This window comes from Psychrosphaera sp. 1_MG-2023 (assembly GCF_030548245.1).
In the GTDB taxonomy this organism is placed as follows: domain Bacteria; phylum Pseudomonadota; class Gammaproteobacteria; order Enterobacterales; family Alteromonadaceae; genus Psychrosphaera; species Psychrosphaera algicola.
Window position 1 is genome coordinate 164,432 of the sequence record NZ_JAUORW010000001.1, and the last position, 13,954, is coordinate 178,385.

Here is a 13,954-nt window from a genome sequence, read left to right on the forward strand (position 1 = left end):
GGGGATAATGGTCGGATATGAATAAAAGTAACTAAATAAATGCAAAAAAGGCGATATTCATCGCCTTTTATTCATATTTTCAAAAAATTAATTGAAAGTTTCTTTCTTTTCGAAGCGTGATGACCGAAGTGAATCTTTAACTTTCTTTAAGTTGTCTCTAAACTTTGGTCCTCTGCGAAGGGTAAATCCCGTTGCCAATATATCGACAATAACCAAATGGGCTATTCGAGACGCCATCGGCATATATAGGTCTGTATCTTCAGGAACATCTGGACTTAAACAAATATTACACTCTTGAGCCAAAGGGCTGTCTTTAGCAGTAACTCCAATAACGGTTGCATCATTTTGGCGCGCTATTTCTGCAATTTCGACGAGCGGTTTTGTTCGACCGGTATGAGAGAATAAAACGACAACATCTCCCTCTGTGCAGTTCATGCAACTCATGCGCTGCATAACAATGTCTTCAAAACAATTTATTGGTACATTAAAACGGAAAAATTTATTTAATGCATCCTGTGCCACAGAAGCGGATGCACCTAAGCCAAAAAAGCTTATTTTTTTCGCCTGAGTTAAAATATCTACAGAGCGATTAATTTGAGAAATATCAATGCTCTTTCTGGCTGTATTTAATGAAGCCATAGTCGATTCGAATATTTTCGACGTATATTCTTCAGGGCCATCACCTTCATCAACATGACGATTAACATACGGTGTACCGTTTGCTAGGCCTTGCGCCAAATGCAATTTAAAATCTGGGAAACCTTTGGTGTCTAATCGACGACAAAAGCGGTTAACAGTAGGTTCACTCACATCGGCAATTTTCGCTAATGTTGCAATTGACGAATGAATTGCCTGCTCAGGATTATCGATAATGACTTCAGCCACTTTTCTTTCCGATTTACTGAACGTAGTTATCTGTAAGTTTATTTTCTCAAGAATATTCATTAAAAGCCCTCGTACTCACAACGTTGCAAAGGTAATATATTGTCTCAAAACAAATAGCTTTGACTAATATAAGCTTTATCAATTGTCAGTAGTAACTGTTGTTGATTACCTAATCTTATGTATCGCATTAGAAAGTAATTACTAATTAAAAACAACATTATTCGTCAAAAGTTTACTGGAAATGTAAAAAAATTACAAAATTACGGTTTACATGGGCTATATTAGTTAGTTAGCATTGCGAACATGTAGTTTAATTACAAATTGACCTAAAATTACAATAAACGGAGAATCTAATGGCACAAAAATTGAGCCACAAGCCATGTGATTTAGTACTTTTTGGTACCAAGGGTGACCTTGCACGCCGAAAATTAATACCATCATTATACCAATTAGAGGTTGCCGGACTGTTAGCTGCTGATACTCGTATTACGGGTGTTGCGCGCAACGAAATGACAACAGAAGAATATATCGAGCTGGTGACAACTAGTTTAGAGCGATTTGTTAAAGAAGGTGTAGATGAGGAAGCGAAAACTCGATTTGTCGCCCGTCTAAATTATTGTCAAATTGATATGAAATCACCAGAGCAATATAAAGCACTGTGTGAAGTTGTCGATTTAGAAAACCGCACTATGGTGAATTACTTCTCTACACCACCGTCAATTTTTGGTGACATTTGTAGTGGTCTTAATGCTGCTGGATTGGTCGTAGACGATACTCGTGTGGTTGTAGAAAAACCGATTGGTCACTGTTTAGAATCGTCTAAAGTAATTAATGATAAAATTGCTGAATATTTTAAAGAGTCACAAATCTATCGTATTGACCACTATTTAGGTAAAGAAACGGTTCTTAACCTTTTAGTATTGCGATTCGCGAATGCGATTTTTACCAACAATTGGGATCATGAATGTATTGATCATGTTCAAATCACCGTTGCAGAAGTTGTTGGTGTAGAAGGTCGTTGGGGCTATTACGATGACGCCGGCCAAATGCGAGACATGGTTCAAAACCATTTATTGCAAATTTTGTCATTGTTAGCGATGGAACCGCCAGTAGATATTAGTGCTGACAGTATTCGTGATGAGAAATTAAAAGTATTACGCGCACTTCGTCCAATTGACTCAAACAATTACCAAGAAAAAACCGTTCGCGGACAATACACTTCTGGTTTTGTTGAAGGTAAATCAGCACCGGGTTACTTGGAAGAAGAAGGGGCGAATACCCAAAGTACTACAGAAACGTTTGCGTCAATTCGTGTCGACATCGACAACTGGCGTTGGGCGGGCGTGCCATTTTACCTCAGAACAGGTAAACGTATGGCCAGCAAAGGTACCGAAATTGTTGTTCACTTTAAAGACTTGCCTCACAACATCTTTAAAGATACGTATAAGTCGTTGCCTGCAAACAAGTTGCTTATTCGTCTGCAACCAGATGAAGGTGTTGAAATACACTTGCTTAATAAAGTCCCTGGTCTGGGCGAAACAATGGAACTTCAAAATACCAAACTTGATTTAAGTTTCTCTGATACGTTTAAAAATGAACGTATTGCAGATGCCTATGAACGTTTAATTTTAGAAGCCATGTTAGGTAATCAATCACTCTTTGTGCGTCGCGACGAAGTTGAAGCTGCATGGAGTTGGGTTGACGGAATTTTAGATGCATGGAAAGGCTCAAATGAACCACCTCGCCCTTATGCGGCCGGTTCTTGGGGTCCTGTTGCATCTATTGCAATGTTGGCTCGTGACGAAAGAGAATGGGACGAATAATGAAAGCAGAACTTAGAAAATTTCAAACGTCTGCTGAATTAAATGACGTTTTTGCACCAGAAATAGCGGCCAAGCTACAGGCGGGAATCGACCAAGATGGTCGCGCAAGTTTATTGGTATCGGGTGGCAGTACACCGCGACCTATGTTTGCCAAACTTAGCGAAATTGACATTGATTGGTCCAAAGTGGATATAGCTTTAGTTGATGACCGTTGGGTTAATACTGATGACAGTGCGTCAAATGAAAAAATGGCGTATGAAGCACTGTTAATTAATAAAGCCGCTTCGGCTAAGTTTTACGGTATGAAAACCGAACATGAAGATGCGTTTGCAGCAGTCTCGACCGTAACTACTAATCTAGCATCGTTAAAAAAACCGTTTGATGTTGTTATTTTAGGCATGGGTGAAGACGGACATACAGCGTCTATCTTTCCATGTTGTGAACAATTAGATGAAGCGCTAACAACACAACAAATGATCATGGCGACTCAGCCAACAACAGCACCTCACCAACGTATGACATTTACTTTGTCTGCGTTGCTAAACTCAAAGCAGATTTATCTGCATTTAGTCGGTGAGAGTAAAGAAACGGTGCTTAATGAAGTTATAGGAATTAACGACATTAAAAAAGCACCAATAAAAGCATTCTTAAATCAATCTGATGTACCAATGTCGGTGATGTTAGCGACAACTAAATAGATTGATTTAACAAGGGAGAAAAAACATGAATCCAGTTATTCAAGAAGTAACAGACAGAATTATCGAACGCAGTCGAGATAGCCGTAAAGCTTATCTTGCTAAAATAGAAAAAGCCCGCTTGAAAGGTCCACATCGTGGCATCTTGTCATGCGGCAACTTAGCTCACGGCTTTGCAGCGTGCAGCACTGAAGAGAAAAAGGACCTAACGGCACTTACAAAAGCCAATATCGGTATTATTTCGTCGTACAACGACATGTTATCGGCCCACCAACCTTATGAAGTTTACCCAGACAAAATTAGAGCTGCGGTACAAAAAGTTGGTTCTGTAGCACAATTTGCAGGTGGTGTACCAGCCATGTGTGACGGTGTTACTCAGGGTCAACCTGGTATGGATTTAAGCTTAATGAGTCGTGATGTTATCGCGATGAGTGCCGCAATCGGTTTGTCTCACAATATGTTTGATGGTGCTGTGATGATGGGGATTTGTGACAAGATTGTCCCAGGTCTCGTTATGTCAGCATTAACATTTGGCCACCTGCCATTTATCTTTATCCCAGCAGGGCCAATGGAATCTGGTATTCCAAATAAAGAAAAAGCACGTGTACGCCAACTTTACGCTGAAGGTAAAGTAGGTCGTGACGAGTTATTAGAATCAGAATCAAAATCTTATCACTCTGCGGGTACTTGTACGTTCTACGGAACTGCTAACTCAAACCAATTGGTTGTCGAAGTGATGGGACTGCATTTACCAGGTTCATCATTTGTAAATCCAGGTACTGAACTTCGTGAAAAATTAACAGAAGCTGCGGCAATTCAAGCAACACGTATAACTGACCTTGGCACTGAATATCGTCCAATTGGTCACATCGTTGATGAAAAGTCAGTGGTTAACGGCATTGTGGCGTTATTGGCAACGGGTGGTTCAACGAACCACACTATGCATTTAGTAGCGATGGCGAAAGCGGCTGGCATTATCGTTAATTGGGACGATTTTGACGCGTTATCTTCAGCCACGCCACTTCTTACAAAAATCTATCCAAACGGCCAAGCTGATATCAATCACTTCCAAGCTGCTGGCGGTATGGCTTTGTTATTTAGAGAACTTCTAAACGGTGGATTAATTCATAACGATGTTAAGACTATTTGTGGTGAAGGCTTAGAAATTTACACTAAAGAGCCAGTTGTTCGTAACGGCGAACTTGAATGGATTGACGGCCCTACGAAGTCACTTGATGACGACGTAATTGCAACAGTTGAAAAACCATTTAAAGCTGACGGCGGTTTATGTGTACTAGAAGGTAACTTAGGTCGTGCGGTTATTAAAACATCGTCATTACGTGCCGGTAAAACGAAAGTGAAAGCACCTGCAGTTGTATTTGAAAGCCAGCACGATTTAGACGGCGCATTTAAAGCAGGCGAACTCGACAAAGATTGTGTTGTTGTTGTTCGTTATCAAGGCCCAAGAGCGGTTGGTATGCCTGAATTACATAAACTAACGCCACCTTTAGGTGTGTTACAGGACAAAGGCTTTAATGTTGCGCTAGTAACCGACGGTCGTATGTCTGGTGCATCAGGTAAAGTACCTGCGGCGATTCATTTGTACCCAGAAGCGTTAGATGGTGGATTAATTGCCAAAATCCAAGATGGTGACATTATTGAATTAAACGCCGATGAGAACATTATCCGCGTACATGTATCTGATGAAGAATTGGCTCAACGTCAACCATTCATAAAAGATCTTAAAGAAGAACGTGAAGCTATGGGTCGTGAGTTATTTAATGGTTTACGTCAAGTAATGACGACGCCAGAAGAAGGCGCTAGCTGCGTATTTCACGAAGCTTAAAAAGGAATAGTAATGACAATTCAAGCTTTAGTTGCTGATGTCGGTGGTACTAATATTCGATTAGCTGTGGCGAATTTAGAAGATTATTCACTGTCATTAATTAAAACGTATCAATGTGCCGATTTTGACAATATTGATGCCGCGATTAGCCAATATTTTGCTGAAACTGACTGCAAAATTGAGTTTGCCTGTATTGATGTCGCCACTGCTGTGGTGGGCGATCAGGTTAGTCTTACAAATAACCACTGGTCGTTTTCACAAAAAGCGATTAAAGCGCAATTTGGATTCAAAAAACTCATTATTATTAATGACTTTACTGCGATAGCGATGTCGGTTCCACATATCAGTGCTGATAAAAAAGTTCAGATAGGCGGCGGTGAAGCACAGCCCAATAAGCCGATTGCAATTTATGGCGCAGGTACGGGACTGGGTGTAGCAAACTTAGTCCATAGCGGCGAAAAATGGATACCTTTGCCTGGTGAAGGTGGACATGTCGATTTTGCACCAATAGATGCGGACGAAATCACTATCTTGAAAGAATTGCAGAAAAAGTACGCACGCGTATCGGCCGAGCAGTTGTTATCTGGTTTGGGATTAGTTCAGATTTATCAGTCGTTGCAATCTGCACAGGGTCTTGCTGTTTCAAACGTTGATCCAGCTTATGTCAGTACAAGCGCATTAGAAGAAACCGATGAATTGGCAATAAAATCATTGCAGATATTTTGTCGTATATTGGGCAGTTTCGGCGGTAATTTAGCATTAACACTCGTAACGTTTGGTGGTGTTTATATCGCGGGCGGTATTGTTCCACGATTTATTGAATATGTGAAAAATAGTGATTTTAGAAGCCGTTTTGATACAAAAGGGCGCTTTAGTAAGCTAGTTGAAACTATTCCTGTTTATATTGTTACAGAAGATCAACCTGGTTTGATTGGCTGTGCAGCGTATTTGAAACAAGAACTTTAATTGAGTTCTTAACGTATTTGCCACCTTATTAGAGTGGCTCGAATTGAAAGTGAAAAGGATAAAATATGGCAGAACGTAATTGGTTAATGGATTCTTCTGAAGTATTTGCTGCTGGGCCAGTTGTTCCAGTTTTAGTAATAGAAAATGTAGAAGATGCAGTACCGATCGCTGAAGCGTTAATCGCCGGCGGGATCCGTGTTCTCGAAGTTACGCTTCGTACACCGGCTGCCCTAGACGTGATTAAAGCAATTGCAGACAATGTGCCAGAAGCCATTATTGGCGCGGGTACAGTAACTAATGCAGCACAACTTAAGCAAGTGACAGACGCTGGTGCAAAATTTGCTATTAGCCCAGGATTAACGCCTGAGTTGTTAGATGCTGGTAATGCGGGTTCTATTGCATTAATCCCAGGTATCGCCTCAATTTCTGAATTAATGGTTGGTCTAGATAAAGGCTATTCACACTTTAAATTCTTCCCAGCGGAAGCGTCTGGTGGTGTGCAATCATTAAAATCAATTGGCGGGCCTTTCCCTGCGGTACGTTTTTGCCCAACTGGTGGCATCAACCCTGGTAATTACCAGGACTACTTAGCACTTAGCAATGTAATGTGTTGTGGTGGTTCATGGTTGTGTCCAGACAATATCGTTAAAGAAAAACGTTGGGGTGAGATCACTAAATTAGCGGCGACGGCAGTTGCTGGTAAATAGTAATCGGTAAAGACAACTTAGTCTTAGAATTTAAAAAGCCTACTTTATGTAGGCTTTTTTCGTTTTAATTTTTAGTGTTTGCAAGTTTTTAAATTACCCGTACTAAGCTTAATCTACCGAATGTTTTGTTTTAACTTATGGGTTTTTCCTGGTGCTAATATAAACCCTTGAGTGTTGGCCATTTCAATACACACCATATTTAAATACCCGTTGTCGTCAAAGTCAGGTATATCTTTGGCCAATTCTTTCCAAGGGTTCCAGACAACGATTGAGTCGTGACCCGCGCCACTGATTAATCTAGTCGTCGTATTCGTCTTACAGGACAAATCAGGCTGATCCGTGACGTATACTCTGTCTACTGACTGATCTATTTTAATATCTGAGACTTGTTGCTTTGACTCTTTAGTCAGTTTGTCTGCAAATTGGCAGTTATCTAACCCTATGATCTCAGTGTTATGGATATCGTCCACTCTAAAATAAGTATGAATTGCTTGAGAAAGGGGACGTGGCGTTTCACTGACGTTTGTCGTAACTAAGCTTATTTTTAATTTATTGGAAAATTTATATTCAACAAATACGTCTAAACCTAGTCTTTCTTTAAGTTCACTCGGCATAATAGGGGATAATCTAACGGTTAACGCTTTATCGTCACCTTCAACGAGAATCAATTCCCAATCAAGACTTCTGATATAACCATGTTGCGGTTCGCCTTCAAATTCGCCCGTTGCCGGACCAAACCAAGGCCAACAAAGCGGTACACCACCTCTTATAGGCTTTGAACCATCTAGTTTAGCACTGGTAGATAACCACAGCCATTGTTCTTGATTGGTTGGTTTAAACGCTAATAAGTGCCCTCCAAATTTACTGATCTGGGCAGTAAATCGCGGGTGTACCAAATCAAATATATCCGAAGCGTCTTTATTTTTTACCAACTTAATATACGGGTTATTCATTTATTCACCAAAATTGAAAACAAAAAAAGGTGGCTAAGGCCACCTTTTACAATCTTATACAATAATGTTTCTTAATTCAGAAAAATTATTTTGCAGTCATTAACTGAACTGCATTATCTAACATGCGGTTTGAGAAACCCCATTCGTTGTCGTACCAGCTCATAACTTTAACCAATCGACCAATTACTCGGGTTTCAGTCGCGTCAAAGTTTGAAGAGTATGCAATGTGATTGAAGTCAACAGAAACGAGAGGTTCGTCGTTCACTGCTAATACTTCCGCTAATGAACCGCCTTTTGCAACAGCGTTTCGGATAGCGTCGTTAACTTGTTCTGCTGTTACGTCTGTTTTAGAGATGAATGTTAAATCAACTAACGAAACATTAATTGTTGGAACACGAACCGCTAAACCGTCAACTTTACCAGCTAGTTCTGGAACCACTAGACCAACAGCCGCTGCCGCGCCTGTTTTAGTTGGGATCATAGACATTGCCGCTGCACGAGCACGACGCAAATCAGTGTGATATACATCGCTCAAACGTTGGTCATTGGTATAAGCATGAATTGTATTCATAAGCCCAGACTCGATACCAAATTCGTCATTTAAGATCTTAGCAAATGGTGCGAGACAGTTCGTTGTACAAGACGCATTTGAAATAACAGTCATGTCACTCGTAATCGTGTCTTCGTTTACGCCGTAAACGATAGTCGCGTCAACATTTTTAGCCGGAGCTGAAATGATAACTTTTTTAGCACCGGCATCTAAATGCGCACTTGCTGCTTCTTTAGACTGGAAAATACCCGTACATTCAAAAACAACATCAATTTCTTGCTCTGCCCAAGGCAAGTCAGCAGGGTTGCGTTCAGACGTCACGCTTATCACGTCACCGTTTACAACAATAGAGTCATCTGCCACTTCAACTTGAGCATTAAAACGGCCGTGTGCCGTGTCATATTTCAAAAGGTGAGCATTGATGCTGGCATCGCCAAGATCGTTTATTGCAACGATTTTAAGGTCATAATTTTTTTCTGATTCATATAACGCACGAAGAACGTTACGTCCGATACGGCCAAATCCGTTAATAGCTACGCGAATAGTCATAAAGCACCTATAGATAGTGTATTCAATTTACAAAGTTGTAATAAAATTACATTTATTTCTCCGTCATGTAAAGCTATTTGCTGTTATCAACGAATATTTTTTACGACATTACCCTATATCGTAAAAAAATAACCAAATCATCGTGTTTTAGTTGTTTATTAATACAGGTGTCATATTATTTACGTACTTAGTCGATAGCCTACTAACGAAATTTAGCAAGTTTTCTATATAAAAATGCCGCACTTATCTTATGCAAACGTATGTAGTGGTAATAGAAGCCAAAACGCTTTTATAGTTACAACCTGACTGGGTGGGAGTGAACATTTTTTTTGGGTCAAACTCCACAAACTCTCTTTAATTTCCATAGCATAGGAATGAGCATGAATGCATCATTAGTCGAACAACTTGTTCAGGCACGCGGTATAGAATCGGAATACACTGACGCATGGGGGACACGCGCAGTAATTAAACAAGAATCTAAAGAAAAAATTCTTGCAGCCATGGGATATCCAGTCCATGACGAAGCGGCATTAATTGAAAAAGTGAATGATGAGGCAGAACAAAGTTGGCTTTGCGTTGTCGAACCTGTAACTGTGGTTCGAACAGGTTCAGTGACCAGATTACTATTTAAATTACCAATCGATTTTGCCAATGATCCTTTGGTGTTAAAGATATCTCAGGGTAATCGCGTTATTCAAGAATTTGAATTTGTGGCTGTAGAGCAAGAACTTATCGCCGCTGTTGAGATCCGTGATGTCGAAATACAACAATATGCATTTGAATTTAACGAAGAACTTGATATGGGTTATTACAAAATCGAGTTATTTGAAAAAGGCGTAGAAGAGGCATTAGGCGAAGGAAAGTTAATTGTAGCGCCACAAGAATGTTATAAACAGCAAGCCTTAATTCAGGGTAAAAAAATGTGGGGCCCTAGTATTCAGCTTTACTGTGTACGTAGTGCTCGTAACTGGGGGGTAGGCGACTTCAATGACCTCAAAGTATTAATTGATAAAGTGGCAGACCGTGGAGCTGACTTTGTTGGTCTAAACCCAATTCATGCTTTGTACCCAAACAATGCTGACGCCTGTAGCCCTTATAGCCCGTCTTCTCGACGTTGGCTTAATGTTATTTATATCGATGTCCAGAGTGTTGTTGGCTTTAACGAGAGCAAAGACGTTCAAAAGCTAGTTGCATCTGACGATTTTATCGCGCAATTAAACTTAGCCAAGCAAACAAACGACGTTGATTATGGGTCTGTAATGGATCTTAAATTAAAAGCGTTAAAGCCGTTATATTCGTTTTTTGTAGCAAATGAAGTTTCTAAAAATACCAAAACGGCCAAAGCATTTGCGGACTTTAAACTGCTTGGTGGCGATAGCTTAAAGCAAATGGCAACCTTTGACGCCATTCAAGACTCTTTTAAAGCCGAAGGTAAATTTATCGGCGACAATTGGGGATGGCCTGTGTGGCCGGAAGGTTTCCGTGATTATGATTCTGAAGATGTAAAATCATTTGCAAAAGCACATAGTGATTTAGTCGATTTTTATATGTATCTGCAATTTGTAGCAGCGCAACAATTAGAAGATGTCGATCAACTCGCCAAAGCCAAAGGTATGGCGATTGGCACTTATCGAGATTTAGCCGTAGGGGTTAGCGAAGGTTCGACAGAAATTTGGGCAAATAAAGATTTGTATCGTACAGACGCGTCGGTTGGTGCTCCACCAGATGTATTAGGCCCGCTCGGCCAAAACTGGGGTTTACCACCAATGGATCCCGTTCGACTTTATCAACAAGCTTACCAGCCAATTATTGATTTATTTAGAGCCAATATGCATGCTTGTGGTGCGCTTAGAATCGACCACGTAATGGCATTATTGAGATTGTGGTGGGTTCCGGCGGGTGAGTCAGCGAAAGAGGGCACTTATGTTTATTACCCGGTTGATGATTTATTAGCAATATTGGCGTTAGAAAGCCATTTAAATAAATGTTCAATCATTGGTGAAGACCTAGGTACTGTGCCAGACAATATCGTAGGCAAGTTAAAAGAAAATGGTATTCACTCTTATAAAGTGTTTTTCTTTGAGCAGGCCGAGGATGGCGGTTTCTACTCGCCAAAACATTATGTTGAACAAGCAATGGCAACGTTGACGACACATGATATGCCAACCCTCATTGGCTATTGGCACTGTAAAGATTTAGAACTTGGTCAACAACTTGGACTATACGAAGGTGAAGAACTCATCAAAAATTTATATGCTGACCGTATACATGCCAAACAATGTATTTTAGATAGTTTACATGGACATAATTCTTTGCCAGAAGAAATTGGGAAAGATGCGAATGAAGTGCCGATGACACAAGCATTGAACTACGGCATGCAAATTCATATGGCTAAAGGGGCCTCTGCTCTGTTAAGTTTACAGTTAGAAGACTGGTTACAGATGGACATGCCGGTGAATATTCCAGGTACAAGTTCAGAATATCCAAATTGGCGACGTAAGCTCAGTACTAACTTAGAAGACATATTTTCTATCAATGAAATAAATCATCTAACAAATGAACTGACAAAAGCTCGACAATCAGCGTCTTAGGATGGTAAAAAATAAGAAGTGAAATTAATATTTTAGGTATTTATTTTAGTCAATGGATAAAAAGTTTTTAATTGACTCGAATAGGGACTAACGAATACTGTAATTTAAAGCATCGTCTAAGGTGGTAAATGCCTTAGACGATGTTTCGCATTTAGAATTTTGTTAAGGAATAAATATGCAACAACCGAATGCCTTGGTAAATCGACTTAATCAAGCTAACGTAACCTTTCCCTTTGAACATCTTGGTATGCAACCAGGCGACAACAATAAAGGCATTATGCTTCGAGTATGGCAACCTAAGGCAAGTAAGGTAGTGGTATTAGATGTAAAAACTGGCAAAAATTTAGGCGAATTAGTCGAAGTTAAAAACGGCTTGTTTGAAAAACAGTTTCCTCGAAGAAAAAATTACTTTAATTACAAGCTAGTTGCGACTGTTGATAACGTAGAAAAAGAAATTAACGACCCTTATTTTTATAAGGATGAGGCGTATCATGCTGTTCATTATTTGGCGACAGCCGCCGAAAACATATATCAACAACTCGGTGCACAATTAATCACATTAGAAAACGGCGTATCTGCGACACGTTTTGCCGTATTCGCTCCAAATGCCATGAGTTGTAGCTTAATAGGCGATTTCAATGAATGGGATGGTCGTATTTTACCAATGCAAAAAACCGATTGTGGACATTTTGTATTAGTCGTACCGGGTGTTGTTGCAGGCGATAAGTATAAGTTTGAATTAAAAGATGCGCATGGGCATAGTCTTCCACATAAAGCCGATCCTGTTGGCTTTAGCCATGATCAATACCCATCATTTGCCTCTGTAGTTTATGACCATAATCAATACCAATGGCAAGACAGCTCTTGGATGTCTAAACCGAAACAAAATGTTTACCGTCAACCTATGTCAATATATGAGGTTCATTTAGGCTCGTGGCGGACTAAAATTATTGACGGTGAACAGGTTTCGCTTTCTTATCAAGAAATGGCACAGGAACTTATTCCCTACTTAAAAGATATGGGATACACCCATTTAGAAGTGTTGCCAGTAACTGAGTTTCCATTTAATGGTTCTTGGGGCTATCAACCAACCGGTCTATTTGCACCAACTTCACGATTTGGTGACCCAGACGATTTCAAAGCGTTTGTAGACGAGTGTCACAAAAATGATATCGGGGTCATCGTTGATTGGGTTCCGGCTCATTTTCCAGAAGACGCCCATGGATTAGCTCGATTTGACGGCTCTAATGTCTACGAATACGAAGACCCACGTCGCGGTTGGCACCCTGATTGGAACTCATGTATTTATGACTATGGTAAAGACACAGTCAGACAGTTTTTAGTTGCAAGCGCTTTGTATTGGGTTGACAAGTTTCATATTGATGGGCTGCGTGTTGATGCGGTTGCGTCTATGTTGTATTGGGATTATTCACGTAATGAAGGTGAATGGATACCAAATGTTGACGGCGGGAATCATAATTACGAAGCAATAAGTTTATTGCGTTGGATGAATGACGATGTTCATGCCAAATTCCCACATGCTATGACCATTGCAGAAGAGTCAACATCGTTTGCTGGCGTGTCTAAACCGTCAGAACATGGTGGGTTAGGCTTTGACTTTAAGTGGAATATGGGGTGGATGCACGACTCGCTAAATTACATATCTAAAGATCCGTCGTACCGTCGTTACCACCACAATGATATTACGTTTGCAATGGTGTATAACTACGACGAACACTTTGTCTTGCCGATTTCCCATGATGAAGTGGTTCATGGCAAAGGTTCACTAGTGGGTAAAATGCCTGGGGATGAATGGCAACAGTCGGCGAATCTTCGTTGTTACGCTTCGTTTATGTATGCTCACCCAGGTAAAAAACTAAACTTTATGGGGAATGAAATTGGTCAATGCGAAGAATGGAACCACAATCAAAGTTTAAGTTGGCATGTTTTAGAGTTTGATAAACATTCGGGTATGCAAAACTTATATCGTGATTTGAACAAATTGTATCGTAGCGAGACCGCGCTTCATGAATTAGATCATGAACATGGCGGTTTCCAATGGCTTGATCATTCTGACGCTGAACACAGTGTCGTGTCATTTATGCGTACAGATAGCAAAGGCGAGAACATAATTGTAATCTCCAACTTTACGCCTATTCCTAGAAACAACTATCGCGTTGGTGTCGCTCAAGCTGGCGAATATAAAGTGATATTTAACTCTGACAGTGAGTATTACTGGGGTAGTAACTATTCAGCGGGTGAACCGCTAAATTCTGAACCACAGTTATGGCACGATAAGGCAAATAGTCTACTTGTTAATTTGCCACCTTTGAGCACCATCTTTTTAAAATTAAAGTAAATGATTTGCCGTTTTAACGGCAAGTCTGAA

The 13,954-nt window shown here is 40.2% G+C and carries 10 protein-coding genes; 7 read left to right on the plus strand and 3 right to left on the minus strand.

Features of this window, described 5'->3' with window-relative positions; translation table 11 throughout:
- Positions 1-87: 87 nt before the first annotated feature.
- Entirely contained in the window at positions 88-945 is an 858-nt protein-coding gene (locus Q4575_RS00600) for a MurR/RpiR family transcriptional regulator (protein ID WP_215962822.1), read from the minus strand.
- 293 nt (positions 946-1,238) lie between these two features.
- On the opposite strand from Q4575_RS00600, the gene zwf reads away from it, so the two are divergent.
- The 5 genes from zwf to Q4575_RS00625 all read left to right on the plus strand — a co-directional run bounded on the left by zwf (position 1,239) and on the right by Q4575_RS00625 (position 6,922).
- A complete protein-coding gene (gene zwf / locus Q4575_RS00605; protein ID WP_215962823.1) occupies positions 1,239-2,708 on the plus strand; it encodes a glucose-6-phosphate dehydrogenase in 1,470 nt (489 codons plus the stop codon).
- Positions 2,708-3,406 (plus strand): 6-phosphogluconolactonase, encoded by a 699-nt coding sequence (gene pgl / locus Q4575_RS00610; RefSeq protein ID WP_303521003.1) that lies wholly within the window; start codon positions 2,708-2,710, stop codon positions 3,404-3,406. The genes zwf and pgl overlap by 1 nt, the downstream gene beginning before the upstream one ends.
- Before the next feature lie 25 nt (positions 3,407-3,431).
- On the plus strand, positions 3,432-5,249 hold the full coding sequence (edd, locus tag Q4575_RS00615; RefSeq protein ID WP_215962825.1) for a phosphogluconate dehydratase: 1,818 nt from the start codon (positions 3,432-3,434) through the stop codon (positions 5,247-5,249).
- Positions 5,250-5,261: 12 nt separating this feature from the next.
- Complete coding sequence (locus Q4575_RS00620; protein WP_303521004.1) at positions 5,262-6,215, plus strand: glucokinase; 954 nt, start codon at positions 5,262-5,264, stop codon at positions 6,213-6,215.
- 65 nt (positions 6,216-6,280) lie between these two features.
- On the plus strand, positions 6,281-6,922 hold the full coding sequence (locus Q4575_RS00625) for a bifunctional 4-hydroxy-2-oxoglutarate aldolase/2-dehydro-3-deoxy-phosphogluconate aldolase (protein ID WP_252736695.1): 642 nt from the start codon (positions 6,281-6,283) through the stop codon (positions 6,920-6,922).
- A gap of 113 nt (positions 6,923-7,035) precedes the next feature.
- Here the strand turns inward: Q4575_RS00625 and Q4575_RS00630 are convergent, their stop codons facing one another.
- Together Q4575_RS00630 and gap are read right to left on the minus strand one after the other, a co-directional pair.
- Complete coding sequence (locus Q4575_RS00630) at positions 7,036-7,875, minus strand: D-hexose-6-phosphate mutarotase (RefSeq protein ID WP_303521006.1); 840 nt, start codon at positions 7,873-7,875, stop codon at positions 7,036-7,038.
- Positions 7,876-7,960: 85 nt separating this feature from the next.
- A complete protein-coding gene (gene gap, locus Q4575_RS00635) occupies positions 7,961-8,974 on the minus strand; it encodes a type I glyceraldehyde-3-phosphate dehydrogenase (protein WP_215962828.1) in 1,014 nt (337 codons plus the stop codon).
- A 380-nt stretch (positions 8,975-9,354) separates the two neighbouring features.
- Between gap and malQ the strand changes: the two genes are divergently transcribed.
- Both malQ and glgB read left to right on the plus strand, forming a co-directional pair.
- Positions 9,355-11,565 (plus strand): 4-alpha-glucanotransferase, encoded by a 2,211-nt coding sequence (malQ, locus tag Q4575_RS00640; protein ID WP_303521007.1) that lies wholly within the window; start codon positions 9,355-9,357, stop codon positions 11,563-11,565.
- 175 nt (positions 11,566-11,740) lie between these two features.
- On the plus strand, positions 11,741-13,924 hold the full coding sequence (gene glgB / locus Q4575_RS00645) for a 1,4-alpha-glucan branching protein GlgB (RefSeq protein WP_215962830.1): 2,184 nt from the start codon (positions 11,741-11,743) through the stop codon (positions 13,922-13,924).
- Positions 13,925-13,954: the final 30 nt, after the last annotated feature.

Coding starts and splice junctions, on each gene's coding strand:
- Q4575_RS00600 (WP_215962822.1), bottom strand. CDS start 945: ATGAATATTCTTGAGAAAATAAACTTACAGATAACTACGTTCAGTAAA.
- zwf (WP_215962823.1), top strand. CDS start 1,239: ATGGCACAAAAATTGAGCCACAAGCCATGTGATTTAGTACTTTTTGGT.
- pgl (WP_303521003.1), top strand. CDS start 2,708: ATGAAAGCAGAACTTAGAAAATTTCAAACGTCTGCTGAATTAAATGAC.
- edd (WP_215962825.1), top strand. CDS start 3,432: ATGAATCCAGTTATTCAAGAAGTAACAGACAGAATTATCGAACGCAGT.
- Q4575_RS00620 (WP_303521004.1), top strand. CDS start 5,262: ATGACAATTCAAGCTTTAGTTGCTGATGTCGGTGGTACTAATATTCGA.
- Q4575_RS00625 (WP_252736695.1), top strand. CDS start 6,281: ATGGCAGAACGTAATTGGTTAATGGATTCTTCTGAAGTATTTGCTGCT.
- Q4575_RS00630 (WP_303521006.1), bottom strand. CDS start 7,875: ATGAATAACCCGTATATTAAGTTGGTAAAAAATAAAGACGCTTCGGAT.
- gap (WP_215962828.1), bottom strand. CDS start 8,974: ATGACTATTCGCGTAGCTATTAACGGATTTGGCCGTATCGGACGTAAC.
- malQ (WP_303521007.1), top strand. CDS start 9,355: ATGAATGCATCATTAGTCGAACAACTTGTTCAGGCACGCGGTATAGAA.
- glgB (WP_215962830.1), top strand. CDS start 11,741: ATGCAACAACCGAATGCCTTGGTAAATCGACTTAATCAAGCTAACGTA.